Annotated in this window: 26 protein-coding genes; 13 read left to right on the forward strand and 13 right to left on the reverse strand. The window is 64.5% G+C overall.

The window, feature by feature from the left end:
- The first annotated feature begins 10 nt into the window (after positions 1-10).
- Both AB4Y73_RS18175 and AB4Y73_RS18180 read left to right on the forward strand, forming a co-directional pair.
- Positions 11-979: an iron chelate uptake ABC transporter family permease subunit gene (locus tag AB4Y73_RS18175; RefSeq protein ID WP_441873659.1), complete on the forward strand. Its 969-nt coding sequence runs from the start codon at positions 11-13 to the stop codon at positions 977-979.
- Entirely contained in the window at positions 976-1734 is a 759-nt protein-coding gene (locus tag AB4Y73_RS18180) for an iron ABC transporter ATP-binding protein (RefSeq protein ID WP_441873662.1), read from the forward strand. Before AB4Y73_RS18175 ends, AB4Y73_RS18180 begins: the two co-directional genes overlap by 4 nt.
- Before the next feature lie 308 nt (positions 1735-2042).
- On the opposite strand, the gene AB4Y73_RS18185 is transcribed toward AB4Y73_RS18180, so the two are convergent.
- Positions 2043-3515, reverse strand: coding sequence for an amino acid permease (locus tag AB4Y73_RS18185; RefSeq protein WP_441873664.1), 1473 nt, complete (start codon positions 3513-3515; stop codon positions 2043-2045).
- Between the two features lie 125 nt (positions 3516-3640).
- Between AB4Y73_RS18185 and AB4Y73_RS18190 the strand changes: the two genes are divergently transcribed.
- Positions 3641-4192 (forward strand): GNAT family N-acetyltransferase, encoded by a 552-nt coding sequence (locus AB4Y73_RS18190; protein ID WP_441873711.1) that lies wholly within the window; start codon positions 3641-3643, stop codon positions 4190-4192.
- Positions 4193-4321: 129 nt separating this feature from the next.
- Entirely contained in the window at positions 4322-4618 is a 297-nt protein-coding gene (locus AB4Y73_RS18195) for a hypothetical protein (protein WP_441873666.1), read from the forward strand.
- Positions 4619-4700: 82 nt separating this feature from the next.
- Here the strand turns inward: AB4Y73_RS18195 and AB4Y73_RS18200 are convergent, their stop codons facing one another.
- The 3 genes from AB4Y73_RS18200 to rraA form a co-directional block, all read right to left on the reverse strand.
- Positions 4701-6140 (reverse strand): sugar porter family MFS transporter, encoded by a 1440-nt coding sequence (locus tag AB4Y73_RS18200; protein ID WP_441873668.1) that lies wholly within the window; start codon positions 6138-6140, stop codon positions 4701-4703.
- Between the two features lie 203 nt (positions 6141-6343).
- Positions 6344-7993 carry an MDR family MFS transporter gene (locus AB4Y73_RS18205; RefSeq protein WP_441873670.1) on the reverse strand — a complete coding sequence of 550 codons (1650 nt, stop codon included), beginning with the start codon at positions 7991-7993 and terminating at the stop codon, positions 6344-6346.
- A 177-nt stretch (positions 7994-8170) separates the two neighbouring features.
- Positions 8171-8665 carry a ribonuclease E activity regulator RraA gene (rraA, locus tag AB4Y73_RS18210; RefSeq protein ID WP_441873672.1) on the reverse strand — a complete coding sequence of 165 codons (495 nt, stop codon included), beginning with the start codon at positions 8663-8665 and terminating at the stop codon, positions 8171-8173.
- Positions 8666-8798: 133 nt separating this feature from the next.
- Between rraA and AB4Y73_RS18215 the strand changes: the two genes are divergently transcribed.
- From AB4Y73_RS18215 to AB4Y73_RS18240, 6 genes are all read left to right on the forward strand, one after another.
- Positions 8799-10103, forward strand: a complete 1305-nt coding sequence (locus tag AB4Y73_RS18215) for an MFS transporter (RefSeq protein WP_441873674.1) — start codon at positions 8799-8801, stop codon at positions 10101-10103.
- A 102-nt stretch (positions 10104-10205) separates the two neighbouring features.
- Entirely contained in the window at positions 10206-10814 is a 609-nt protein-coding gene (locus AB4Y73_RS18220) for a TetR/AcrR family transcriptional regulator (protein ID WP_441873676.1), read from the forward strand.
- Positions 10815-11105: 291 nt separating this feature from the next.
- Positions 11106-12305: an NAD(P)-dependent malic enzyme gene (locus AB4Y73_RS18225; protein ID WP_441873678.1), complete on the forward strand. Its 1200-nt coding sequence runs from the start codon at positions 11106-11108 to the stop codon at positions 12303-12305.
- Between the two features lie 143 nt (positions 12306-12448).
- Positions 12449-12949, forward strand: a complete 501-nt coding sequence (locus AB4Y73_RS18230) for a DUF456 domain-containing protein (RefSeq protein ID WP_441873680.1) — start codon at positions 12449-12451, stop codon at positions 12947-12949.
- Between the two features lie 33 nt (positions 12950-12982).
- Positions 12983-13948: a hypothetical protein gene (locus AB4Y73_RS18235; RefSeq protein WP_441873681.1), complete on the forward strand. Its 966-nt coding sequence runs from the start codon at positions 12983-12985 to the stop codon at positions 13946-13948.
- 55 nt (positions 13949-14003) lie between these two features.
- On the forward strand, positions 14004-14363 hold the full coding sequence (locus tag AB4Y73_RS18240) for a nuclear transport factor 2 family protein (protein WP_441873683.1): 360 nt from the start codon (positions 14004-14006) through the stop codon (positions 14361-14363).
- Between the two features lie 11 nt (positions 14364-14374).
- On the opposite strand, the gene AB4Y73_RS18245 is transcribed toward AB4Y73_RS18240, so the two are convergent.
- Positions 14375-15028, reverse strand: a complete 654-nt coding sequence (locus tag AB4Y73_RS18245; protein ID WP_441873685.1) for a LysE family translocator — start codon at positions 15026-15028, stop codon at positions 14375-14377.
- Positions 15029-15132: 104 nt separating this feature from the next.
- Between AB4Y73_RS18245 and AB4Y73_RS18250 the strand changes: the two genes are divergently transcribed.
- The gene (locus tag AB4Y73_RS18250) at positions 15133-15588 is read left to right on the forward strand and encodes an Lrp/AsnC family transcriptional regulator (RefSeq protein WP_441873687.1); all 456 of its coding nucleotides are present in this window, start codon (positions 15133-15135) and stop codon (positions 15586-15588) included.
- Positions 15589-15673: 85 nt separating this feature from the next.
- Here the strand turns inward: AB4Y73_RS18250 and AB4Y73_RS18255 are convergent, their stop codons facing one another.
- A complete protein-coding gene (locus tag AB4Y73_RS18255) occupies positions 15674-16141 on the reverse strand; it encodes an Lrp/AsnC family transcriptional regulator (protein ID WP_441873689.1) in 468 nt (155 codons plus the stop codon).
- Between the two features lie 336 nt (positions 16142-16477).
- Here AB4Y73_RS18255 and gluQRS point away from each other — a divergent pair, with 336 nt between their 5' ends.
- The gene (gluQRS, locus tag AB4Y73_RS18260; protein WP_441873691.1) at positions 16478-17377 is read left to right on the forward strand and encodes a tRNA glutamyl-Q(34) synthetase GluQRS; all 900 of its coding nucleotides are present in this window, start codon (positions 16478-16480) and stop codon (positions 17375-17377) included.
- 26 nt (positions 17378-17403) lie between these two features.
- Positions 17404-18039, forward strand: coding sequence for an HD domain-containing protein (locus AB4Y73_RS18265; RefSeq protein ID WP_441873693.1), 636 nt, complete (start codon positions 17404-17406; stop codon positions 18037-18039).
- A gap of 64 nt (positions 18040-18103) precedes the next feature.
- On the opposite strand, the gene AB4Y73_RS18270 is transcribed toward AB4Y73_RS18265, so the two are convergent.
- The 7 genes from AB4Y73_RS18270 to AB4Y73_RS18300 all read right to left on the reverse strand — a co-directional run.
- Positions 18104-18934: an SDR family oxidoreductase gene (locus AB4Y73_RS18270; RefSeq protein ID WP_441873695.1), complete on the reverse strand. Its 831-nt coding sequence runs from the start codon at positions 18932-18934 to the stop codon at positions 18104-18106.
- A complete protein-coding gene (locus AB4Y73_RS18275) occupies positions 18931-20283 on the reverse strand; it encodes an MFS transporter (protein WP_441873697.1) in 1353 nt (450 codons plus the stop codon). The genes AB4Y73_RS18270 and AB4Y73_RS18275 overlap by 4 nt, the downstream gene beginning before the upstream one ends.
- Positions 20284-20358: 75 nt before the next feature.
- On the reverse strand, positions 20359-21315 hold the full coding sequence (locus AB4Y73_RS18280) for an alcohol dehydrogenase catalytic domain-containing protein (RefSeq protein WP_441873699.1): 957 nt from the start codon (positions 21313-21315) through the stop codon (positions 20359-20361).
- 296 nt (positions 21316-21611) lie between these two features.
- A complete protein-coding gene (locus AB4Y73_RS18285) occupies positions 21612-22154 on the reverse strand; it encodes a 2,4'-dihydroxyacetophenone dioxygenase family protein (RefSeq protein WP_441873701.1) in 543 nt (180 codons plus the stop codon).
- A gap of 184 nt (positions 22155-22338) precedes the next feature.
- On the reverse strand, positions 22339-23373 hold the full coding sequence (locus AB4Y73_RS18290; RefSeq protein ID WP_441873703.1) for a LacI family DNA-binding transcriptional regulator: 1035 nt from the start codon (positions 23371-23373) through the stop codon (positions 22339-22341).
- 51 nt (positions 23374-23424) lie between these two features.
- The gene (locus AB4Y73_RS18295; RefSeq protein ID WP_441873705.1) at positions 23425-23976 is read right to left on the reverse strand and encodes a hypothetical protein; all 552 of its coding nucleotides are present in this window, start codon (positions 23974-23976) and stop codon (positions 23425-23427) included.
- A 218-nt stretch (positions 23977-24194) separates the two neighbouring features.
- Positions 24195-24740: HNH endonuclease signature motif containing protein (locus tag AB4Y73_RS18300; RefSeq protein ID WP_441873707.1), on the reverse strand; the 546-nt coding region annotated here is incomplete at its 5' end.

A 24740-nucleotide genomic window follows, 5' to 3' on the forward strand; every position in this document is an offset into this window, starting at 1 on the left:
CGGAGCGCGCTTGCGAAACCGTATCCGGAACGCCCCGCCCCGGGTGGTGATCGGGATACTGCTCGCCGCCACTCTCGCCGCCGTCGTGTTTTTCCTGTTCAGCGACCTCAAGGGCAATGTGGGCTACGTGCTTCCGCGGCGCGCCCTCAAGGTGGCCGCGATGCTGCTGGTGGCTGTGGCGGTGGGCGTTTCCACACTGCTCTTCCAGACCGTCACCGCCAACCGGATCCTCACGCCCTCCATCATGGGCTTCGACTCGCTCTACATCCTGGTGCAGACGGCGCTCGTCTTCACCGTGAGTGCCGCGGCGGTCACCGCAGCGCCTCCCACGCTGCAGTTCGCCGTCGAAGTTGTCCTGATGGTTGCCTTCAGCGCGCTGCTGTACCGCTGGATGTTCACCGGCGCCACCCGGTCGCTGCACCTCCTGTTGCTGGTGGGCATCATCCTGGGCAGCCTGTTCCGGGGCTTCTCCTCGCTCCTGCAGCGGCTCATGGAACCGAGCGAGTTCATCATCCTGCAGGACCTGTTCTTCGCCAGCTTCAACAACGTGGATCCCGCGCTGCTGGGTGTCTCCGCCGTGATTATCTCTGCCGTCTGCGTCGCCGTGTGGCGCGCCCGGCACACGCTGGATGTCCTGGCACTGGGACGTGAGCTGGCCATCAACGTGGGGGTGGACCACCGCCGCGTGGTCATGCGGATCCTGCTGGCCTGCTCCCTGCTGGTTGCCGTGTCCACCGCGCTGGTGGGCCCCGTGACGTTCTTCGGCCTGCTGGTGGTCAGCCTCGGCTACCAGCTCTGCCGCGGCTTCAACCACGCCCGGCTCATCCCCATCGTGGTGCTGATCGGGGCTGTGGCACTGGTGGGCGGCCAGCTCATCCTGGAGCGGGTGTTCGGCTTTGCCACCGCGCTGAGCGTGGTCATCGAGTTCGCCGGCGGCATCCTCTTCCTCTACCTCCTGCTGAAAGGCTCGCTGAAATGATTGACGTCCGGAACGTCTCCAAGAGCTACGGCGGCCAGCAGGTCCTCGACGACGTCAGCTGCGTGATTCCCCGCGGCGGCATCACGTCCATCATCGGCCCCAACGGCGCCGGCAAGTCCACGTTGCTCTCGCTCATCAGCCGGCTCCAGCCGCTGGAAAGCGGCGCGGTGTGTGTGGGGGGCCTTGACGTCGCGGCCACCCCCAGCCGAGACCTGGCCCGCACCATGGCGATCCTTCGCCAGGAGAACCACCTGACCATGCGCCTGACCGTCCGCGACCTGGTGGCGTTCGGCCGGTTCCCGCATTCGGGCGGCCGGCCCACCGTGGAGGACCTGGCCAAGGTGGAGGAAGCCATTGCGCACCTCGACCTGGGCACCATGGCGGACAAGTTTGTGGACGAGCTCTCCGGCGGCCAGCGGCAGCGCGCCTACATCGCCATGGTTCTGGCGCAGGACACCGAATACCTGCTCCTGGACGAGCCGCTTAACAACCTCGACATGAAGCACTCCGTGGAGATGATGCGGCTGCTGCGCCGGCTGGCCGACGAACTGGGCAAAACCATCGTGCTGGTGGTCCACGACATCAATTTCGCGTCCTGCTATTCGGACACCATCCTGGTCATGAAGAACGGCCGCCTTGTCCACCAGGGGAGCCCGGCGCAGATCATGCGGGCCGAAATGCTGCACGACGTCTACGACATCGACATCCGCATTGAAGAGATCGACGGCAACCGCATCGGGGTCTACTTCGCCTGACCCTACGCTCTCTCACTTAATGCGGCTTTTCCGGTAACGCTCTATCACTCGATGCGGGTTTTACGGTAACGCTCTCGCACTTAAACGCACGACGTCGGCACTTACGTGAGTGCCGACGTCGGCTTCGTTTCTGGCCGAAGTCGGCGGGGCCAGGTCCGTGGGCAGCAGCAGACGCCGCACGTCCAGTGAAAACGGCAAACCCCCTCTCACGGGAAGTGAGAGAGGGTTGCCGGAAAACCCACATTAAGTGAGAGAGCGTCCGCGGGTGGGGCGTTCGCGGATGGGGTGGGGTGGGGTGAGGGTTCGGGTCAGGCTGCGGACATGGCGGCGGCGGAGGTTTCGGCGTCGGCCATTGCCTTCCACTCAGCCACGCGCGCCTGGTGCAGCGGCGTCCGCCGGACCACGGCATACGCCACGCCCAGGATTGCGAACCAGGCCGGGGTCACCAGCAGTGCCGTCAGCGTGTCCGGCTGGGTGGTGAGAGCCCAAAGCAGGAAGGCGAAGAACGCGAAGACCACCCATACCATCGGAATCCCGCCGGGCAGCTTGAAGGTTGAGGCCTTGGCCAGTTCCGGCCGGCGCTTCCGGAAGGCCAGGTAGCTGGCCAGGATGATTGACCACACGAACATGAAGCAGACGGCGGAAACGGTGGTGACCATGTCGAACGCCACGCCAACGTCCTTGCCCGCGTAGAGCAGGGCTACGCCGGCAAGCAGCAGCACGCAGGACAGGAACAAGGCGTTCTGCGGAACCTTGCGGCTCGAGAGGCGGCCGAAGAGCTTCGGGGCGTCGCCGTCCTGGGCCAGTCCGAACACCATGCGCGAGGTGGAGTAGATTCCGGAGTTGGCGGACGACATCGCAGAGGTCAGCACCACAAGGTTGACCGCCATCGCGGCCATGCCAAGCCCGGCGAGGGAGAACATGCCGATGAACGGGCTGTGGCCGGCCCGGAACTCGGTCCACGGCGTGACGGACATCAGGATGATGAGGGCGCCCACGTAGAAGAGCATGACGCGAAGGGGAATGGCGTTGATTGCGCGGGGCAGGTTGTGCTCCGGGTTCTTGGTTTCGGCGGCGGCGGTGCCGACGAGCTCAATGCCAACAAACGCGAAGACGGCGATCTGGAAGCCGGCCACGAAGCCCATGAACTCCTTGGGGAAGAACCCGCCATGGCTCCACAGGTTGGTGAAGCTTGCTGTGCCTGCGCTGGAGGTGAAGCCGGTGAAGATCATCACCAGGCCCACAACGATCAGCGACACGATGGCAACAATCTTGATGAGGGCGAACCAGAACTCGGTCTCACCGAACGCTTTGACGGTGGGCAGGTTGAGCAGCAGCAGGATCACGATGGTGGCGACGCCGGGGATCCACAGCTGGATACCGGGCCACAGCTCGTTGGCGTAGCCGGCGATCGCAATCACGTCGGCGACGCCCGTCACCACCCAGCAGAACCAGTAGGTCCAGCCGGTAAAGAAGCCGGCCCAGGGGCCCAGCAGATCGCCGGCGAAGTCACTGAAGGACTTGTAGTTCAGGTTCGACAGCAGCAGCTGGCCCATGGCGCGCATGACGAAGAACAGCATGAAGCCGATGATCATGTACACAAAGATCACGGACGGGCCGGCCACGGAAATGGTCTTGCCGGAGCCCATGAACAGGCCGGTGCCAATCGCGCCGCCGATGGCCAGGAGCTGGATGTGCCGGTTGCTCAGCGAGCGTGAAAGGTGGGGTTCGCTGTCCCGGCTGGAGGCAGTTCTCTGCCCCGTGGTTGTCTGGTCAGACATGTGCAAAATCCTTCGTGTGGTCCGCCGGTAAGGGTGACGGCGGTTACAAAATCAGCTTTACCACCGTACACCGACGGCTGTGGAATGCTGGTGGCGTGACCCGGAACCCTGATGCGCCCACCTTTTTGCTGACCGCCGACGTCGACGGCGGCACCTTCCGCCTCCGCCTTGCGTCACCCACCGACCTGCCCGCCATTGTTGCCCTGCTGGCAGATGATGCCATGGGCAGCACCCGTGAACAGGGCCAGGACATGGCGCCGTACGAGCGTGCTTTCGAAGCGATCGACGCCGACCCGTCGCATCTGCTGGTGGTCGGCGAGTTGGTGCCGCAAGGGACCACTGCGCAAGGGACCACTGCGCAAGGGACTGGTGCGCACGGGACCGTTGCACCCGGCACCGGAGAAGGTCCCGTGGTGGCCACGTTCCAGCTGAGTTTCCTGCCCGGTATCTCACGGCAGGGTGCCTGGCGCTCGCAGATTGAGGCCGTCCGCGTGGCCCGGAGCCGCCGCGGCCTGGGCATCGGGAACCTGATGGTGCGGTGGGCAATCGAGGAGTCCCGGCGTCGTGGTTGCACGCTGATGCAGCTGACCACGCACAAGTCACGGACGGCCGCCCACCGGTTCTACGAGCGCCTCGGCTTTGATGCCAGCCATGAGGGCATGAAGCTCACGATCTGACCCGGGCGCGGTGGGGTGCAGCGGCTTTCGCCGCCTCTTGACGGTGCGGGGCACCCGGCGTAGACAAGGCTCTATCTATCCGTTCGCAGGCTGCCATTGTGGGCGGGCCTGTCCGACAAAGGAGTCGTTATGGCGGTCGCAATAATCATGGAGTTTGAGGGCACCACCCTTGACCAATATGACCAGGTCAACAGGTTAATGGGGCTCACCCCGGGCGGACCCGGCCCTGAAGGATCCATCTCTCACTGGGCAACGATGACGGACAAAGGCCTGCAGGTCACGGACGTCTGGGAGAGCCGCGAGAAGTTCGATGCCTTTGCCCGGGACAAGATGGTTCCGCTCACCGGGGAGGCCGGGTTTGCTGGTCCGCCGAAGATGACTTTCCACGAGGTGCACAACTACTTCACCGCCGGGAACGGCGCCTGAAGACAGTCCGACGGCGCGTGGCTGCCTCAGGCGGGCACGCGCCGTCGCGCAGCACGTGAGAGAGCCGCGCGTAGGGCCGCGGTCACGCCTTCATGGAACCCTTCGGCACAAACAAAGTCTCGGCCTGCTCGAGGGACATGCCGTTGGTTTCCGGCACCTTGAACATCACAAAGAAGAACGATGCCGCCGCGAACAGCGCGTACATGGCGTAGGTCAGCGGCAGTGAAGCGGCGGCCATGACCGGGAAGCTCAGCGTGATGGCGAAGTTGGCCACCCATTGCGCAGCAGCTGCCAGGCCCAGGGCGCGGGCGCGGATCCGGGACGGGAAGATCTCTCCGAGCAGGACCCACACCAGGGGTCCCCAGGAAGCACCGAAGCTGATCACAAAAACGTTCGCCGCCACGAGGGCAATGGGACCCCAGGCCCCGGGCAGCGAGATCTCCGAGCCGGAACCCACTGCCGAGGAGAAGGCCAGCGCCATGGCGCCCAGTGAGACCGCCATGCCGATCGAGCCGGCAAGGAGAATGGGGCGGCGGCCGATCCGGTCCACCAGGGCGATGGCTACCAGGGTCACCAGGATGTTGGTGACGGACGTGGCCACGGAGATGGTGAGCGAGTCCTTCTCCTGGAAGCCGACGGCCTTCCACAGGGTGGTGGAGTAGTAGAAAATCACGTTGATGCCCACGAACTGCTGCAGGACGGAGAGGATGATGCCCACCCAGACCACGGCCTGCAGGCCGAACGTCTTGCCGCGAAGCGAGCCTTTCTGGCCGGCCAGTTTGTCCTCTTCGATGGCGTCCTGGATCTCGCGGATGTGCCGGTCGGTGTCCTCTGCCGGGGCAATGGAGTCGAAGACCTTCCGGGCCTCATCCTCCTTGCCCTGGATCACCAGGAACCGCGGGGATTCCGGCAAGGTGTAGGCGATTACCCCGTAAACCACGGCAGGAACAGCGGCGGCGAGGAACATCCAGCGCCAGGCCTCCATGCCCAGCCAGAACGCCTGGTCCGCGCCGCCGGCAGTCGTGGCAAAGAGGGCATCGGACAGCAGCGCGGCGAAGATACCCGTGGTGATGGCCAACTGCTGCAGTGAGGCCAGCCTGCCACGGACCTGCCGCGGCGAGATCTCGGAAATGTAGGCCGGCGCGATCACCGATGCCAGGCCAATGCCCAGGCCACCCACCAGCCGCCAGAAGATCAGGTCCCAAACGCCGAACGCAAAGCCCGTCCCGATCGCGCTGATCAGAAACAGGACAGCGCCGAGCTTCATGGCGGGGATGCGGCCGTAGCGGTCGGCAACCCTACCCGCAAGGAACGCGCCGGCGGCGCAGCCCAGCAGAGCGACTGCCACGGCGAAACCCGTGACGGCTTCGGAGAGCGCGAACTCATCCTTGATGGCATCCACGGCCCCGTTCACCACGGAGGAGTCGAAGCCGAACAGGAAACCGCCCACCGCACCTGCGAGTGCCAGCCAGATCACCCGCTGCGGTATTTTTGCGGTTGTCTGCTCCTGGACGGTGGGCATACTGCTCCCTGGGTTTGGGGGTGGGTGGTCGCGGTGCGGACGTCGTCGGCTGCGGTACCGGCTCGAATGACCGGCGCACGCGCGCTAAACAGTGTGGCACGACACCGCCCGGCGTTCCACTTGGCGGCCCTCCCGCGGAAAGGCAGCACGACGACGGCGGCCGGCCCGCCGTCGTCGTGCTCCTCAGGTCCGGTACAGGGGTGTCAGTGCGCTGACACCGGCTCCTTGGCCGCCTTCGGGTCCGTCAGCTTCTTCTTCGGGAGCGCGAAACTGATGAGGAATGCGATGCCCGTGAGCACGGCGGCGGTGATCATGACGGTGTCGATCGCGTAGGCGAAACCCTCGGTGATGGGACGGGTGAGCACGCTGTTGGCGGAGTGGAGCCAGCTGGTGTCGTTCAGCGAATCGTTCGACGCGCCGTTCTGGAAGAACTCGTACAGCTTGGCATTGGCGGGGTCCGCGGCCACGGCCGGGTCCCTGAGGACGGCCTGATAGTCGGCGCTGGACATGGCCGACTTCATGCTGTCCGCGATTTGGCTTGCCGCAAGGCTGAACAACATGGAGATGAACACGGCAGTACCCACCGCGCCGCCCATGGACCGGAAGAACGCCGCGGATGAAGTGCCCACGCCCATGTCCTTCGGCGGCACGGAAACCTGCATGGCCAAAGTGAGCGGCTGCATGCAGAAGCCCAGCCCCATGCCGAAGAACACTGCGATCACGCCGGGAACCCAGAGACCGGTGTCCACGCCGAGGGACAGGCCCATCGTCACCGCGGCAACGGTGAGGATGCCCGTGCCCAGGATGGGGAAGATCCGGTACGTGCCCGACGCCGAGATGGTCCGTCCGGCGGTGATGGAACCTGTCAGGATGCCCACGGTGAAAGTGATCATCATGAGTCCGGCCTGTGTGGGCGTCAGTCCCTTGACCAGCTGGAGGTACATCGGGAGCATGGCGATCGCCCCGAACATCCCGATGCCGATGATGAAGTTCAGCAGCGAGGACAGCCCGAACGTGGTGTTCCGGAAGAGCCTGAGCGGGATCAGGGCGTAGTCGCCGGCGCGCTTTTCGGCCAGCAGGAACCAAACAATGCCCACAACGCCGAGTCCGTAGCAGAGGAAGGAATTCAGCGATGCCCAGCCCCAGCTGCGTCCCTGCTCAGCCACCAGCAGCAGCGGCACAATGGCGAGCGTAATGGCCGCCGCGCCCCAGTAGTCGATCTTCTGCTTCACGTGCTTGGCCGGCAGGTGCAGGAACAGGAACACCACGGTGAGGGCAGCCAGTCCAATGGGCAGGTTGATGAAGAACACCCAGCGCCAGCCGTCAAAGCCCAGGATGTTGGCGGACCCGGCGAACGCGCCGCCCACCACGGGGCCCAGGACCGAGGAGATGCCGAATACCGACATGAAGTAGCCCTGGTATTTCGCCCGGTCCTTCAGGGACACGATGTCGCCAATGATGGTCAGCGCGAGGGCCAGCAGGCCGCCGGCGCCGAGGCCCTGCACGCCGCGGGCGATGGCCAGTTCCGTCATGGAGTGCACCGAGCCGGCGTACAGCGACCCGGCCAGGAAGATCAGGATGGCGGTCAGGTACAGCGGGCGGCGGCCAAAGATGTCGCTCAGTTTGCCGTAGAGCGGCGTGCTGACGGTCGAGGTGATCAGGTAGGCCGTGGTGGCCCACGCCTGGAGGGACAGCCCGTCGAGGTCGTTGGCGATGGTGTAGATCGAGGTGGACACGATGGTCTGGTCAAGGGATGCCAGGAACATGCCCAGCATAAGACCCACCATCACGGTGACGATCTGACGCTGGGTCAGGGTTTCGCCGGCGGCACGCACAGCGGATGTTTTGGACATGGCTTCTCCAAGGAAGAAAACGGGATCAAAGCTTATAGTTGCTTTCAGTAACTATGTTACTTCCCTGTTTGTTCCCGGGAGCCCGGTATTTCCTGTCCGCCCGGAATCGAGTGGCGAGATCTCCGCGCCAAGCAGGCGCCAAAGCGCCGAGATCTCGCCACTGGATGAGGAAGGGGACTAGCGCTCCACCAGGATGCCGTCCGGATCGCACCAGACGGTGACGCCGGCACGGAAAGTCACGCCGTCGATCACCACATCCACATCAACCTCGCCGGCACTTGCCTTGGCGCTCTTGCGCGGATTGCTGCCCAGCGCCTTGACGCCGAGGTCCAGCGCAGCAATCGCTTCGCGGTCGCGAATGGCGCCATTAATAACGACGCCGGCCCACCCGTTGGCGACGGCGCTCTCGGCAATCATGTCCCCCATCAGGGCTGTGCCCAGGGACCCGCCGCCGTCCACTACCAGGACCGCACCGTTGCCCGGCGTGGCCAGCGTGGACTTCACCAGGCCATTGTCCTGATAGCAGCGGATGGTCCGGACCGGGCCGCTGAAGTGTGAACGGCCGCCCAGGGACTGGAACTGGAGGGGCACGGATGCCAGTTCATCGCCGCGCTCGTCGTAGAGGTCGGCAGTGTTGACCGTCTTGTTGGGGCTCGGTGCGGGTGCGTTCATTTGCGTCTCCAAGTGTCCGGTGTGTCATGTTCGGGGCGCCCCACTGCCCGCGTGTGACATATGACAAGCGGGGCGATGAAGCCCACGATAGTCTGATTCGCAGCATCACCAACCGTTCCAGGGGGAACCTGCCATGAGCCTGCCCGACACACCCGCCGCACCGGATCCCAGCCCGGCGTCGGATCCGCGGGCAGCAGCGGAAAGTCCGACGGCGGCGCTCGCCGAACCGACGCAGAAGGTCACCGCGCGATGGGTGACCGGGTTGGTGCTGGTCAACGTGGGTATCAATGCCGCCTTCTTCGGGCCCATCAATGTCTTTATCGCCGAGCAGGCCATTGGCATCGACGAAACCAACAAGGAAGCCATCGCCTCCCTCGTGCTTGGGTGCGGTGCTGCCGTATCCCTGGTGGCCAATCCGCTCTTCGGGGCGCTGTCCGACCGGACAGTCTCGGGTTTCGGCCGTCGTTCCCCCTGGGTCCTGGCCGGTGCCGTCCTGGCCACGGCTGCGTTGCTGGGGATGTCCGGTGCCACGGCTGTTGCCCTGATGGTCCTGTTCTGGTGTCTGGTCCAGCTGGGCGCCAATGCGGCCTATGCGGCCATCACCGCCGCCATCCCGGACCGGGTGCCGGTGCTGCAGCGCGGTGGAGTGGGGGGACTGGCGGCCTTGGGCCAGACGGCGGGCATCCTCCTGGGCGCAGTCTTCGGGGCGGTGGTTTCGGGAAATTTCATGGTGGGCTACACCATGTGTGCGGCCGCCCTGCTTTTCTCCGTGGTGCCGTACCTGTTCCACCGGAATGACCCGCCGCTGCCCAGGGAGCTCCGCCCGCCGTTCTCGTGGGGCAGCTTCCTCCGCGGCTTCTGGATCAGCCCGGCCCGCCACCCTGACTTCGCCTGGGCCTGGCTCACCCGCTTCCTGGTCAACGTCTGCAACCAGCTGACCATTGTGTACCTGATCTTTTTCCTCGGCGACGTCCTCAAGCTTGAGAACCCGGCGTTGGGAGTCCTGATCCTGACCGGCATTTATGCGGTGTTGGTGATGGTTACTGCGGTGATCGCCGGGCCGTGGAGCGACCGGGTGGGCAAGCGCAAGCCCTTCGTGATCGGCTCCTCAGTCATGATCGCCATGGCAGGCCTCACCATGGCGTTTTTCCCCGTGTGGACCGGCGCCTTGGTTGGCGCTGCCATCCTAGGCGTGGGGTTCGGCGCCTACCTTGCCGTTGACTTTGCGCTGCTGACGCAGGTGCTCCCGCGGGCGGCGGACCGTGGCAAGGATATGGGGGTCATTAACGTGGCCGCCTCGCTGCCGCAAGTGTTCGCGACGGGCCTGGCTTTCCTCGCTGTGACGCAATTTGGCGGGTACGTCACGCTGTTCACCACGGCGGCTGTCATCGGCCTGCTGGGAGCCGTGTTCGTGGTCAAGATCAGAAGCGTTGCCTAAGGCGCCATTGCCCGGTGCCGTATAGTTGAGGCGGACTGCAGGGCGGCACGGGATGGGGATCAACCGGCCGCTGCAATATAAATTCACTACCCCGGAATGCTGATGCCCGAGACCTTTCCCGACCATCCGCCCATGGCCGCCCGCCCCGCCACTCCGCGCCAGAGGCTGCGCTATGCGCGCGTCCTCGAATCCGCCGGAGGGTTTGCCCGCAAGGGACTGGAGTCCGTGGACCTCGCGGAAATCTCGGAAAAGTCCGGCGTCCCGCTGGGGACCGTTTACCGGTATTTCCCGTCACCAACCCACCTCATGCTGTCCCTGTACCGCCAGCAGTTGGATGAGCTCCAGGCGAGGGTGCGCACTTCCGCTGCCAGCTTCGGTGGCCGGGCACTCGCCGGCGTGGTCATGGAGATTTTCCACATGCGGGTCATGCAGCCGGCGGTCGAACAGTGCCTGACTCGCGGCGTGTACCTCAAGGGCAAGGACACCACTGACCTCCTGCAGGAGATTGACGAGCTGAGCGAGAAGGCGGTAGCCATAGCTTCCGACGACGCCGTGGCGGCCCGCGTGCTCCTGCTGACGGTCACTGGTCTGGTCCAGTCCGTCCGCAACCGCCGTCTCTCGCTGTTTGAGGCCGAAGAGGACCTGAAGAAGGCCTGCACCCTGCTTGCTCCGGTGACGCCGAACGCCCGCGCAGCCCACCGATCGGCGTAACTGGTCTAGACCAATAGACGATTAAATACGCCTTTATGGGGTGATGTAGATCACAAAGTAGGCCGCTAAATCGATTTAGTACGCGGCGGTACCAATTTCATCGCCGTTTTCGACCTCCAGCGCTGTTTACTATTGCAATACCGGAGTGGCTGGCAACCCGCAGCTGCAAGGACTTCACCCCGGACCCGTTACCCTTGGGCCCGCGAAGCGCCGAACCCCACCATCTTGAGCCTCCCTGCGCTTGAGCCATTCTGCGCCGTGCGCCCACGGCTAGCCCCAGGAGACAATGAAGTGTCCATTGACGCAATCGCACCGACCGACAATTCCGCAGCCACAGCGCTGACCGAAGCTGAGATCTTCGACGCCCACCAGGGCGGCAAGCTGTCGGTCACCAGCACAGTCCCGCTGTCCAACAAGCGCGACCTTTCCATCGCCTACACCCCCGGTGTAGCCGATGTCAGCCGTGCCATCCACAACAACCCGGAGCTCGCCAAGACCCTTACCTGGGCGCAGCGCCTGGTGGTAGTGGTCAGCGACGGCACCGCAGTGCTTGGCCTGGGCAACATCGGCGCCAGCGCCTCACTGCCCGTCATGGAGGGCAAGTCCGCCCTCTTCAAGACCTTCGGCGAACTCGATTCCATTCCCCTGGTCCTGAACACTACCGACGTTGACGAGATCGTGGAAACCCTGGTGCGCCTCCGCCCCAGCTTCGGCGCCGTGAACCTCGAGGACATCTCGGCCCCGCGCTGCTTCGAGCTGGAAGAGAAGCTCATCGAGGCGCTGGACTGCCCGGTCATGCACGATGACCAGCACGGCACCGCAGTGGTGGCACTCGCCGCCCTGACCAACGCCGCCAAGGTCACCGGCCGCGAACTCGCCGAGCTCCGCGTAGTGGTTTCCGGCGCGGGCGCAGCTGGCATCGCCGTCGCCGAAATCCTGCTCACCGCAGGGATCGAGGACGTTGTCCTGCTCGACTCCAAGGGCGTCATCAACCGTAACCGGGCGGACATCGCGGCCGACGCGCAGAGCAAGAAGTCGGAGATGGCACAGCGCAGCAACCCGCGCGGCGTCACGGGCGGACCGGGCGAAGCGCTGCTCGGTGCGGACGTGTTCATCGGGGTTTCCTCCTCCAAGCTGGACGAGGCGCACCTGAAGCTGATGAACGCCGACTCCATCGTGTTCGCCCTCTCCAACCCGGACCCCGAAGTCCTTCCCGAGGTGGCCACCAAGTACGCCGCCGTTGTGGCCACCGGCCGCAGCGACTTCCCCAACCAGATCAACAACGTCCTGGCATTCCCCGGAATCTTCCGCGGCGCGCTGGACGCCGGCGCCCGCCGGATCACGCCGGCCATGAAGCTGGCTGCGGCCCGCGCCATCGCCGAACTCGCCGAAGCCGATCTCTCGGTGGACTACATCGTGCCCAGCCCGCTGGACCCGCGCGTTGCACCGGCGGTAACGGCCGCCGTCGCCGCCGCTGTGGAAGCTGAGTAACCTCCGCCGCGACACACTGCCATAACGCCCGACGGCGGTGCCTCCCTTTCGAAGGGGAGGCACCGCCGTCGGTGGTTAAGGCGCGCGGCGAGCCTGGGAGGCGGGTTCCGGTAGCCTGACCGGGCCACCCTAAACTGGGGCTCATGAACTCCGAAACCGTTGTAAGCATCCTCTGTGGCGTTGCCATCCTGGTGGGAGTCGCCGGCACCATCATCCCGGTGCTGCCGGGCAGCTTCCTGATCGGCCTTAGCCTGCTGGCGTGGGCCATCTGGGGTGGCGCCGGAACGCTGGGCTGGGTGATCTTCGCGGTGGGAATGGTTTTTGTGGTCGCCGGCATGTCGGCCAGCGCCGTGCTGACCGGCCGGAAGCTCAAGCAACACGGCATTCCCAGCCGGAGCGTGGTGGTGGGCCTGATTGCGGGCGTGATCGGCATGTTCATCATCCCCGTGGTGGGGCTCTTCGTCGGATTCGCTGCCGGCCTGCTGCTCAGCGAGCTGAGCCGGACCCGGCAGCTCCGCACGGCAACCACCACCAGCTGGGCCGCCCTGAAGGCCACCGGCCTGGGCATGCTTGCCGAGTTCGGGCTGGCTTGCCTGGCTGCCAGCACCTGGGTGATCGGACTCTGGATCGCCGCTGTTACGTAGGGTCCGGGCAGGGCTGCCACGTAGCATGGAGGGATGAGCGTGGGGGATGCCAGAGGACCGATTTACCGGGATACCCGTGACCTGACGCCATTCGGAAACGTGCAATTCCAGACGCCCGTCCGGGAGCTCGCAGGCAGTGTGGGCGGGCTGATCCACGGCGTGCTGGGCGGGCGGGATGCGGCGCTCCTGGCCGTGGACGGCGACGTCCCCCGGCTCAAGCTGATGCCAGGCAAGGCGGTCAGGGCAGTCCATGACGCCATCTTCAACAGCAAGGAACCCGAAAGGCTGATCGTCCTGGGCCGCACCTACCCCGGCTGGGCGGGGCTCTGTTCCGTCATGGCCGGCCTCCTCGCTTACCAGCACGGCGGCTACCTGCGCGCTTCCGAGCTCCTCCAGCGGGGCCTGTCCATCAGGAACAACGACGACGCCAACCAGTACGCGGCAACCTACCTGACGCGGGTGGTCACCCGGGTGGAGGTCGCAGAACGCATCCAGGTCCCGGTGCTGTTCGGGCAGGAGTCCGTCTTCCTGGCGCTGTCGCACTCGCTGCGGGAAACGGGGCAGCTGGAAGCGGCGCTGCAGACGGTAACCGGGTTGCCGCCGTCATTGCCGTCAGCCCTGGCCCGGTGCGCGCTGGCGTTCGCGCTGGGGCGGGACAAGGAAGTAGTGATCTGGACTGAGGGGCTGCTGAATTCCGATGACCTGTCGGCTGCGCTGCTGCTGCTCCGCGGCCGTGCACTGCGGCGGCTTGGCGCCCACGCGAAGGCGCAGGAGGCGCTCCAGGAGGTGCTCCGCCGTCGCAAGACGGACCCAGTACTCCGCAACGACGCCCTGACGGATCGGGCCCTGCTGGTGCTGGACAACGGCCGGAGGTCCCTCAACCCGCGGGACTGGCTGCGCGGCCGGCCCGCGGAGCTGGAAACCTTCGAGGTGATCCGCAAGGACGTGGACGAGCGCCGGCTGTGGGAGCAGGAGTGGGAAAACCTGGACGGGAAATAGGCGTCAAACCCGGGGGCGCCTTGTGGGGTTCCCCGTGCAGGGGTACAACGGAGGCATGAACGACGCAGCCAGGTCCTGGGTGGAAAAGTACATCGCCGCGTGGACCAGCAACGAGCCCGACGATATCCGGGCGCTCTTCACCGAGGACGCCGTTTACGCCACCCGGCCTGAGGACAAGGATCCGTGGCGGGGCGGCGAGCAGATTGTGGACCGCTGGCTGACGGCGCGGGACGAGCCCGACGAATGGACCTTTGACTGGAGCCTGTTGGGCACCGACGGCGGGCTGGCCTTCGTTCAGGGCTTCACGCATTACCTGGGTGACCGGCCCAGCTATGACAACCTGTGGGTGATCCGGCTGGAACCTGACGGGCGTGCCTCCGAGTTCACCGAATGGTTCATGGAGCGCGGCGTCTAAGAGGGCAAGTTCTAGGCCTGCTGCGTGAACCCGGCAACCAGCGGGACCACTTGCTCGGCCAGGAGCGCCGCGCCGAGGAGGACCATGATGATGCCGCTGGCCAGCGTCACTGCACGGGCGGCGCCGGGGCGGGACTTCAGGAGTTTGCGGGCCAGCAGCGCCACGCAGGTGTACACGGCTCCGGCCAGGACCACAAACGTCAGACCCAGCAGCCCGGATTGGACGGGCAGCGGAAGAGTGGCTTCCGGGCTGACGAACTGCGGCACCAGCGCAACGTAGAAGAGTAGGCCTTTAGGGTTGATGCCGCTGGTGCCCATGCCCTGGAGGAAAGTGCGGAGTTGGTTGGCGGGCTTCCCGACGGCGTCTGCCGCACTGAAGGAGGCTCCGCGCCAGGAACGGAGGGTGCTGATGCCCAGCCACAGGAGGTATCCCGCCCCGGCTACGGTGAGCCAGCCGAGGAGTCCGGGCATTCCGGACAGCAGGGCCGCCAGGCCCACCACCATCAGGAGGGTGTGCAGGACATAGCCGCCGCAAAGTCCGGCCACGGCCGGAACAAAGCTGCGCTGCCGCAGCCCTGCGCTGATGGAGTAGGCCCAGTCCACCCCGGGGGTGCAGGCGAGGGCAGCCGCCACAAGCACGAAGGCGAAAAACAACTGGGGATTCATGGCGGGCTCCTGTCCGATGGCTACAGGACAAAGCCTATGAACTTTGCGGCCATAAGTGCTTACCTATTTCGCCGCTGCTGACGTCTCTTGGGTAAGATTATTGCGTGATTGACCATATCGATAGGAATATCTTGCGGCACCTCAAAGAGGATGGGCGAATGACTGCCACGGCACTGGCCGCCAAGGTGGGTTTGACGGTGGCTCCTTGCCACCGGAGGCTCCGTGACCTTGAGGCTTCGGGAGTGATCCGTGGCTATAAGGCGGACATCGATCCGGCCGCCGTCGGACTGGGGTTCGAGGCGATCGTGTTTGTCACCTTGCGCCAGGTAGACCGCTCCACCATGGAGATCTTTGAAAACCGGGTGTCGGATACACCCAACATCGTGGAGGCTCAGCGGCTCTTCGGCTCGCCGGACTACCTGCTGAAGGTCATCGCCGAGGACCTGCCGGCCTACCAACGGTTCTACGACGCGGAGCTGACCTCGCTGCCGGGGGTGGAGCGGCTGACGTCCACCCTGGTGATGAAGAACCTCAAGTCAAACGCCGGGCCGCCGGTCTAACAGCAACGCAGGGTCACTTAATGCCCATTCGGAGGCCCTTCTTCGAGCCTTGAGTGACCCCGCGTTGCCGCCGCTTGGTTCGGGTTCAGCCCTTCAGCAGCCTCGTGGTCCTGTAGGGGATGACCTCGCGCAGGAACATGCTGGTTGACGTGCGGACGATCCCCGGGCAGAGGCGGATTTCTTCTGACACGCGGTAGAGGTCATCCGGGCTGGTTGCCACAACGCGGATCACCAGGTCGGTGTCGCCGGCGGGGGCGTGGCACTCGAGGACCTCGGGGATCTCACGGAGTGCGGCGATGGCTTCGTTGAGATGGCTTTGGTCCAGTTCGGCGCTCACGGCGGCCGCCACCCCGCGTCCCAGGGCGGAAGGCAGAACACGGCTGCTGTTGGGACGGAGCGCGCCCGACGCCGTCATCCGCTCCAGGCGGGACTGTACCGTCCCGCGCGCCAGGCCAAGCCGTTGGGCCAGGACCATGATCGGCACGCGGGGATCGTCGTCGAGGGCGTTAAGAATCCGCTTGTCCGTGGCATCCAGTTCCTGCAATCTGATCATTTCCCGTCGGTTTCTACGGCATACATTGATCAGTCTGACTACTGGTTCGACTGCCGGTTGTGCCAACTGTAGGGTATCTGCTCAAATGGTGGCAACACGCAGGCAAACGGCTACCGCCGGTCCCGCTGGCTGACAGGCTCCCCGGCACACCACCCGGAAACTGGACACCGCCTCCCGCAAGGAGGCCGCCGCTGATGACACTTGTTCACACCACGGTCATTCTGCAAACACGACAAGAGCCCCTAACTCCCGGGCGTCCGATCTTTCGGCGTCATCGGTAGCTGAGGGGCTCTTGTGTTGTCGGTGTGACCCCGTCACTCTGCGTAGGGTTGATCCATGACTCGTGCCGGGCGCTTCGCCCCCAGCCCCTCCGGTGAACTCCATGTAGGCAATCTCCGCACCGCCATTCTTGCCTGGCTGTTCGCCCGTTCCACGGCCCGGGACTTCCTGCTGCGCGTGGAGGACCTGGACCGTGCACGTGCCGGCGCGGAAGCCGAGCAGCTCCGCGATCTGGCAGCTATCGGCGTGACCTGGGACGGCGCGGTCGTTCGCCAGACAGACCGCACAGCGGTGTACGACGCAGCCATTGAGCGGCTGACCGCTGCGGGGCTCACCTACGAGTGCTTCTGCACGCGCCGCGAAATCCAGGAAGCACCGTCGGCTCCGCACGCACCGCAGGGCGCCTATCCGGGCACCTGCCGCAACCTTGATCCGGCTGAACTGGAATACAAACGGTCCACCCGGCCTGCGGCTATCAGGCTCCGGGCGGACGTCACGGAATACACCGTGCTCGACGTCCTTTGCGGCGAGTTCACCGGCGTGGTGGATGATTTCGTCCTTCGCCGCAACGACGGTGTGACCGCTTATAACTTGGCGGTGGTGGTGGATGATGCCGCCCAGGGAATAGATCAAGTAGTACGCGGCGACGATCTCCTGCCGTCCACTCCACGGCAGGCGTACCTCGCTAGCCTGCTGCATATGCCGGTTCCGGAATATGCGCATGTGCCGCTGGTGGTGAATTCCGACGGCGCCCGGCTGGCCAAGCGTGACGGTGCCGTGACCCTCGCGGACCTTTCCCGAGAAGGCGCGACCGCCGCCAACGTCCGCGACCTCATCCTGCAGTCCTTGGGCCTGCCCGCCGGGACGCTGGAGGCTGCGCTCTCCGCGTTCAGGCCGGCCGACCTTCCCCGCGAGCCGTGGGTGTGGCGCGGCATGCCGGGGGCCGTTGCCCCCTGAGGTGTGAGGGGCCGTAGGCTGGAACCATGTCACCCCAGGACTTCCCCGAGCACAGCGCCACACCCAGATTCACCGTTGAGACCGCGAAGGTCCTGGCCGAGGTTGCCCACAACCGGCAGAAGGACAAGCTGAAGCGCCCCTATCGGGACCATGTCATTGCTGTAGGGGATTCGCTCGCCGATTTCGACGACGACATCCGGATTGCGGGCTACCTTCACGACATCGCGGAGGACACTCCCATCACCCGGCAGGCACTTCTGGAGATGGGTGTCTCTGAGCGGGCAGCGGACATCATTGAGCGGGTTACCAACCGGCTGCACGACAACCCGGACGACTACCAGGCAGGCATCCGGTACATCGCTGAGGACCACGACGCCGCCCTGGTGAAGATCGCGGACAACGCCCACAACTCCCTGCCCGAACGCGTCAAAGCGCTTGCCGAGAAGTGGCCGGACAAGCCGCCGGTCACCAAGTACCGGGATGCGCGGCCGGTGCTTTATGCCGCCGTGGAAACTGAGGAGATCCGCAATATCCTCGCCCGCGTAAACCCGTGGCTCCTGGAGGAACTTGACGACCGCCTGGATGAGGAAGACGACACCGACTACGAAAACCTGACCTTCGACGAATCCCCGGACGGAGGAGAGGGATTTCGCCGAAGATGACTCCCGGGTAGCCGGAGCGTCACAGCGAGCCGGCGCTATCGTGCTGGACAGCCTGGCGTCCGGCTTAGCGGGAAAGCCAGCCCCCGTCGACGTTTATGACGGTTCCTGATAGGTAGGTGGAGGCCGCGGACGCAAGGTAGACCGCGGCGCCGCCGATTTCTTCGGGTTGTCCCCAGCGGCCTACAGGCATGCGGCTGCGCATGGCCTGGTACCGCGCGGGGTCTTCTCGATGGGCTGCAGTGAGCTCTGTTTCCATGTATCCGGGGGCTATGCCGTTGACCCTGATTCCATGCGGGGCCCACTCGTTGGCGAGGGCGCGGGTCACTCCCAGGAGTCCGTGTTTGGATGCCGCGTAGGAGGGTACTTCGACGCCTCCTTGGAAGGCATTGATGGAGAGGATGTTAATGATGCTTCCTGGCTTGTCCTCGTCAATCAGGGAGCGGGTGAACGCTTGGGAGAGCACAAAAGGTGTAGTCAGGTTCAAACCGATCACGGATTCCCAGTCTTCGAGGGTGGTTGTGAGCGCAGGGCCGCGCCGGATCAGTCCGGCGTTGTTGACGAGAATATCGGGCCCTTTCCCGGTTTCCTTGGCCCAGGTGATGATTTCAGCGGCCTGGTGCGGCGAGAGATTGCCGAGATTCTGCGACCGGATCCGGCACTTGAGGCCTTGCCCCTCCAGTTCGTCCTTGAATTCGTTCAGAGGCGAGATGTCCAGCGCTATGACTTCTGCTCCGGCACGTCCCAGGGCAGTGGCTACCGCGCTGCCCAGTCCTCTGCCGGCGCCTGTGATGAGGGCGGTTTTGCCGTGCAGGGAGAAGGGGTTCGCCATGAGCGGCTGTCCGGCGGTAAGGGTTGCGGTGTTTCCTGTTGCTGAACCGGTTCCTGCGGGCGTCATTTCGTGGTCTCCGGCTCGAGCACGCGGTCGTGCCGCAGTGACGATTTGGCGGTTTCCTTTGCCACAAGTGCTGCAATGAAGGTGATTGTTGCCGCTACGCCGAGGTAGATGCTGACACCGAGGGTGTTTTTCTGGTCCACGCTGCCGAGGATGGCGATGGAGATGAGGGGTGCCAGCCCGCCGGCGAAGACCGATGCCAGCTGGTAGCCAAGGGAGGCGCCGCTGTAGCGGACGCTGGTGCCGAACAGTTCAGAGAAGAATGCTGCCTGTGGCGCGTACATGAACGTGGTGCAGACGAGGCCGACGACGATGGCAAGGATGATAAGCCCGTCGTTACGGGTGTTGATGAGCGGGAAAAAGACGAAGCCCCAAAGACCCGTGCCTGCCGCTCCGGCCAGGTACAGGGGCCGGCGGCCAACGCGGTCGGAGAGGGATCCGATGATCGGAGTGAGCACGAACTGGGCCACGGAGCCGATCAGCACGCCGGCAATAGCGACGTCCTTGCGCATTCCCAGATAGGTGACCATGTAGGTGATGACGACAATGCTGAAAATGTAGTAGGCGATGTTTTCGGCCAGGCGCATGCCCATGGCGATGGCAACCTCACGAGGGTATTTGCGCAGGACCTCGAAGATTGGGGCCTTGGTCTTTTCGCGCAGGGATGCGGCCTTCTTAGCTTCGGCAAAGACGGGGGACTCCTCGATACTCAGGCGAACCCATAGCCCGACAAGCACCAGCAGGGCGCTCAGAAGGAAGGGGATGCGCCAGCCCCACGCCAAGAAATCGTTGTCTGACTGCATTGCGGCCAGAATCCACAGCACGACTGCGGCGATCAGGTTGCCCAGCGGCACGCCGGCCTGGACCCATGAGGACCAGAATCCGCGGTGCCGGTCGTCGCCGTGTTCGGCAGCCATGAGGACAGCTCCGCCCCATTCGCCGCCCACTGCGAAGCCTTGGAGCAGGCGGCAGAAGACGAGAAGCAATGGAGCGGCAACTCCGATCATGGCGTAGGTGGGCAGCAGGCCGATGGCGAAAGTGGCCGCCCCCATGAGCACCAGGCTGATGACGAGCATCTTCTTGCGGCTGACCCGGTCTCCGAAGTGACCGAAGATGATGCCGCCAAGGGGCCGGGCGACGAAGCCGACGGCGTAGGTGCCGAAGGCTAGGAGCACTCCGGTTGCCGGGTCCTGGCTGGGAAAAAATACCGTTCCGAAGACCAGCGCTGCGGCTGATCCGTAGAGGAAGAAGTCGTACCATTCGATGGCCGTTCCGATAAGGCTGGCAAATACGACCTTGCGGATGGGTGTCCGTGCGGCGGTGACGGACGTCTGGGTGGGTGCGTTAACCATGGGGGTCCTCCGTTGGATGTGTCACGATGCTTGATGATGGCGTCTGGTTATGGTCAGCGTTGACCTGCAGGCGCGTTAGGGAAGGAGTACGACCTTGACGGCTTCGGCGTCGGCGGCCGCCTGGAGCGCTCGAATGCCCTCGATCAGCGGGAAGGTCGTCACCAGTGACGCCCACATCTCAGGCGCTGCCTCCAGCGCTGCCAGCGCGTTCCGGTAGTCGTCGGCGACTGAGCCGTAGCTCCCGACAAGTTGGATCTCGTTCCTGGCCAGCACATTGATGTCCACGGCCGGGATAGACGGGAACAGTCCGGCGACGACGATGGTTCCGCCCGGGCCGATATTTGCCACCGCAGTGGACAACGCCGGGGCCGCGCCCGATGCTTCCAGCCAACCGTGCAGCCCTGCCGGGGTCCCCTCCTCTGCCACGCTGGTTTCTAGACCAAGTAACCGGGCTAGGGGCAGGCGCTGCTCTTCGTCGCGTGCAGCGCCGAGAAGCGTAACCCGATGGCCGCGCTGGTTCAGGAGCAGCGCGGCCATGAGGCCTATCGGTCCGGGACCGCTGACCATGACGCGCGCCTGCGCCGGTATAGATTGCTCCAGGCGTGTCACCGCCCGCAGGGCCACGGACAGGGGCTCCGTGAGGGCGAGAACCGCAGCCGGTAGATCATTGTTCACCGGCACGGCGCGGTATTCAGGGATGGAGAAAAGATCTGCGGCAGCTCCGTCAAATGAGAGTCCCAGTACGGTTCGGTCCAGGCAGAGTTGGCGAGTTCCTCGGCGGCACAGATCGCAGGATCCGCAGCCGTCGATGGCAATGGGCACAATGCGTTGACCGATCCAATGGCTACCTGTTCCGGCTCCGGTACCTACAACGACACCGACCGCTTCATGCCCCAGTGTCACCGGGCAATGCAACCATTCGTAACCCGTGTCCTGACGCCATGCATGCACATCGCTGCCGCAGAGGCCGCAGGCCAGTGTCTGGACGAGGAGTTCTCCGGGAGCCGGCTCGGGCTTGGGATGTTCCTGCACTTGCACGTCTTGAGGTGAGGTGCTTTGTTTTCGAAGGACTTTCACGGTCAGCCTTGCAGGAATTTGTTCATCGGTTTCTTCTCCTTCGAAGTTCCGCAGTGGGTGATAACGGCTGGTCTGTCGGCGCCGCGCAGGGCGGGGCAGGTTTACAGCGTCTATGGTGTATCCGGATGCCGTCCGGTGCCGCTCCTGGCCGTAGTGGCCGTGGGAGCAGCACCGGACTCGGCTCCGGGTTGCGGCCGTTTAGTGGCGCTTCCGGGAATCGCCTTCCGGGCCCCGAGAGGAGAGGAAGCCTCTTAGCGGATGAATTGGTCGACGTAGTCGGCGCCAAGGCCTACGGCTTCGTAGTGTGCCCGGGCAAGGGCAATCTTGGTGAAGACGTCCTCAATGCCCGTCGGGTTGCCGTCGGGATCCACGTAGATATAGGTACCTGTGACGTGGAACAAGGTAGCCATTTCCTCAACCCCGTCAGGGACGACGAGCGTATGGATGTCGCCCGGGGTTTCGAAGGCGTACGTGCCTTCTTCGGCCCACCACTCGTGCTCAAGGTAGTGCCAGCGGCCCTTCAGGGTGATCGCGTGAACCGGCCCGGCGTGCCTGTGGCGGGAGAGGATCCCGGACTTGCGCACGCGCAGGATGTTGACGAAATATCCCTGGCTGGCCGAGAGAATCAGCGGGCGGAAGGACACGTCCTTGGACTGGGGAACCCACAGGCGCTCGTCCGCGTCCAGGTCGAGAGCGCCGGGCACGATGACGTCGTCGATGATGCCATAGGGCTGCTCACCGCGGTAAGGAACGGCGGCCTCCTCCAGGGTTGCTTCAGCAGCATTCGCAGTCATTCTTCTCCTTAGAAGTTTGGGATCCGATGTGGATGTCGCATCGAATCAGGAACTGAATCGATTAAGTTCCAGCCCGGCCAGAATTCGGCTTGCTGAATCGATTAAGTTAATTATTCACACGGTTGGCAAGGTGCGCAAGGGCAATCGAGGATTTTTTATTGCCTGGGTCACATTCGGGTGTGGCTTAGCCCGTTGTCTCCCTGACCTGAAGGGTATGGGGAAGGACTACCCGCTCGGGGGGACCGTCGTGTCCCTGGATTCTGCGAAGCAGCAGTTCGAAGCCCCGCCGGCCCATCATTTCGCGGGGGACCGTCACGGTGGTCAGCTGCAGCGGGCCGGCGCTGGAAAAGCTCATATCGTCGAATCCGGCGACTGCCAAATCCTCCGGTACCCGGAGCCCTCGTTCCCGGCAGACGTCGAGTACACCCACCGCGATCATGTCGTTGCCGCACAATACGGCATCAACCTGCTGCCCGGTACTCAATAGCGCCCGGGCGCGAGCGGCGCCGGATTCCCGGGTCAGCGCCCCCCACAGCCCGTCCTCGTTCACAATGGTCGCTCCCGCCATCGCCAGGCCCTGCCGGAAGCCCTGCTCACGGTCTCGGGAAACACTTGACGCGCCGGCACCGCCGAGCACGGCCACTCGTTTCCGGCCCGTCCCCGCCACATGTTGTGCTAGCTCCCTGGCCGCAGCCAGATTGTCGACTACCACCGAATCGGCGGCAGTTCCCTCGAGCACTCGATGCAACTGGACGAAGGGGACGCCGCGTCGGGTGAGACTTTCAAGCAAGTCGCGGTCCTGATCGGCTACAGAGGTGAAGAGCAGGCCGGCCGAATTCCTGTCAAGCTGTGCCATTGCCGCTTCGGTCTGACGCTCCCCATTAATGCCGACGTTGGAGACGAATACCTCGAAGCCCTCCACGGTGGCCGCGGCGATCACTCCGCTGGCAAGATCAGGGTAAAACGGGTTTGCGATGTCGGCGAAAAGCAGGCCAACGGCATCTGTCCGTCCGCGGCGCAATTGCTGGGCGACCTTATTGGGGCGATACCCCAGTTCTTCTGCAGCCGCGAGGACGCGATCGCGAAGATCGCCACTAACCCCGGGCCGCCCGCTCATTGCATAGGACACTGACGCGGATGAAACACCCACCCGTTGTGCAACGTCGCGGATGGTGACTCGCGCGCTCTTATCTGGACCTGATCGCGCAGCCGTCACCATAACCCACAGCTTATCCGTTTAAGACGAAGGTGCCGTGCGGACCGACGGACGTTAGCCGGGGAAGCCGGCCTCACGGGTTTCTGCTTCCGGGTCGCCCGTGACCGGTACGATGCGCCGGGCAGCGAAGCCCGTCAGCGACGCCACAGTGACAGCCATAAGCATTCCTGCCAGGAGGTATGACCCCAACAACGTAGGAAAGGCGGTGTTCTCGTCGATGAACGGGGACGGTGCCAGGGTCCATAGGATGCCTACAGCCCACGCGCCTGCGTTGATAGGAATCCACCAAAAAGCCTGCCGGACGACCCTGCGGAGGACAAGCCACTGCAGGGTCGGAATCGAGACCAGTAGCATCACCGCCCCGATGATGATCAGCGGGAGAGCGGCGGGAGAACCGAAGTCGACGCCACCGAGAGTACTCGGCAGCATACCGATGGACCACGCGAGGGCAGCACCTGTGCCGGTAGCTGTGAGCCAGGCAGCACGCGGTACCACCGACGAGCCAAATCCGATCCATTGTCCGAACCCGAGCAGGATTCCTTCGCATGCTCCGGCGGCAATCATCAGGGGGTAAACGGCGGAGGCGGGCGCCGCGACGAGGGTCAACACTCCACCAACTACGGCTGGAATGATGAATCCGAGAGTTTCCCCGGCTGTAACGGCAAGAACCCACCGTCGGAAGAACTTCTCCCGACTGCGTGTGCCCGGCATGCCCATGCGGCCGATCCTACGCAGTCCGAAGCGAATCCCAAAGAGGCGTCCTGTCGACTGAACGGGGGCAGAGGCAATCGTACGGGGGATGCAGCACTTGCCTGACGACCTCATCAGCCTGTGCCGCCTCCGGGCGAACGCGCGCCGGTTCCCTCCAGCGGCTGTTCAGTCAGCCAAAGCAGGTCCGGTATGGACGCATACGGAACCGGCTCGGGCTCCCTGAGACGACGCCGCAACAGCCACGCCCACTCAGGTACCGGATCTGCCGGCATCAGTTTTTCGGGCAACGACCCCGCTGGGGACTCCACTAGGGATTCAGGCATGGAAGGACCACACTCCTGGTGGGGAAGTTGGTCCAGGATTTGGTCTGGCCAGGTGGGTGGTTCCCAGTCGGGGTGTTCGGTTTGGTAGTGGCGGCCGGTGGGTGAGGTCCAGCCGGGTGGTTCGTTCTTGGTGGCGGGTGTGGGTGTCCAGGTTGTGGTGTGTTTGAGGCGGTGGTGCTTGCGGCATGGTTGGCCGAGGTTGGTGATGCCGGTGGTTCCGCCGTTGGCCCAGGCGAGGAGGTGGTCGGCGTCGTTGTCCAGGGATTGGTTGGTGCAGCCGGGGAAGGGGCATTTGCCGTCGCGGAGTCTGAGCCATTGGCGCATGGCGGTGGGGAT

It is taken from the genome of Pseudarthrobacter sp. TAF60_1, from assembly GCF_052113505.1.
In the GTDB taxonomy this organism is placed as follows: domain Bacteria; phylum Actinomycetota; class Actinomycetes; order Actinomycetales; family Micrococcaceae; genus Arthrobacter.

Bases quoted from the DNA above. Each gene is read 5' to 3' on its own strand.
- AB4Y73_RS18180 (WP_441873662.1), top strand. From the start codon at position 976: ATGATTGACGTCCGGAACGTCTCCAAGAGCTACGGCGGCCAGCAGGTC.
- AB4Y73_RS18215 (WP_441873674.1), top strand. From the start codon at position 8,799: ATGAGCCTGCCCGACACACCCGCCGCACCGGATCCCAGCCCGGCGTCG.
- rraA (WP_441873672.1), bottom strand. From the start codon at position 8,665: ATGAACGCACCCGCACCGAGCCCCAACAAGACGGTCAACACTGCCGAC.
- gluQRS (WP_441873691.1), top strand. From the start codon at position 16,478: ATGACTCGTGCCGGGCGCTTCGCCCCCAGCCCCTCCGGTGAACTCCAT.
- AB4Y73_RS18230 (WP_441873680.1), top strand. From the start codon at position 12,449: ATGAACTCCGAAACCGTTGTAAGCATCCTCTGTGGCGTTGCCATCCTG.
- AB4Y73_RS18285 (WP_441873701.1), bottom strand. From the start codon at position 22,154: ATGACTGCGAATGCTGCTGAAGCAACCCTGGAGGAGGCCGCCGTTCCT.
- AB4Y73_RS18200 (WP_441873668.1), bottom strand. From the start codon at position 6,140: ATGCCCACCGTCCAGGAGCAGACAACCGCAAAAATACCGCAGCGGGTG.
- AB4Y73_RS18255 (WP_441873689.1), bottom strand. From the start codon at position 16,141: ATGATCAGATTGCAGGAACTGGATGCCACGGACAAGCGGATTCTTAAC.
- AB4Y73_RS18220 (WP_441873676.1), top strand. From the start codon at position 10,206: ATGCCCGAGACCTTTCCCGACCATCCGCCCATGGCCGCCCGCCCCGCC.
- AB4Y73_RS18270 (WP_441873695.1), bottom strand. From the start codon at position 18,934: ATGACGCCCGCAGGAACCGGTTCAGCAACAGGAAACACCGCAACCCTT.
- AB4Y73_RS18265 (WP_441873693.1), top strand. From the start codon at position 17,404: ATGTCACCCCAGGACTTCCCCGAGCACAGCGCCACACCCAGATTCACC.
- AB4Y73_RS18235 (WP_441873681.1), top strand. From the start codon at position 12,983: ATGAGCGTGGGGGATGCCAGAGGACCGATTTACCGGGATACCCGTGAC.
- AB4Y73_RS18245 (WP_441873685.1), bottom strand. From the start codon at position 15,028: ATGAATCCCCAGTTGTTTTTCGCCTTCGTGCTTGTGGCGGCTGCCCTC.
- AB4Y73_RS18240 (WP_441873683.1), top strand. From the start codon at position 14,004: ATGAACGACGCAGCCAGGTCCTGGGTGGAAAAGTACATCGCCGCGTGG.
- AB4Y73_RS18290 (WP_441873703.1), bottom strand. From the start codon at position 23,373: ATGGTGACGGCTGCGCGATCAGGTCCAGATAAGAGCGCGCGAGTCACC.
- AB4Y73_RS18275 (WP_441873697.1), bottom strand. From the start codon at position 20,283: ATGGTTAACGCACCCACCCAGACGTCCGTCACCGCCGCACGGACACCC.
- AB4Y73_RS18185 (WP_441873664.1), bottom strand. From the start codon at position 3,515: ATGTCTGACCAGACAACCACGGGGCAGAGAACTGCCTCCAGCCGGGAC.
- AB4Y73_RS18195 (WP_441873666.1), top strand. From the start codon at position 4,322: ATGGCGGTCGCAATAATCATGGAGTTTGAGGGCACCACCCTTGACCAA.
- AB4Y73_RS18205 (WP_441873670.1), bottom strand. From the start codon at position 7,993: ATGTCCAAAACATCCGCTGTGCGTGCCGCCGGCGAAACCCTGACCCAG.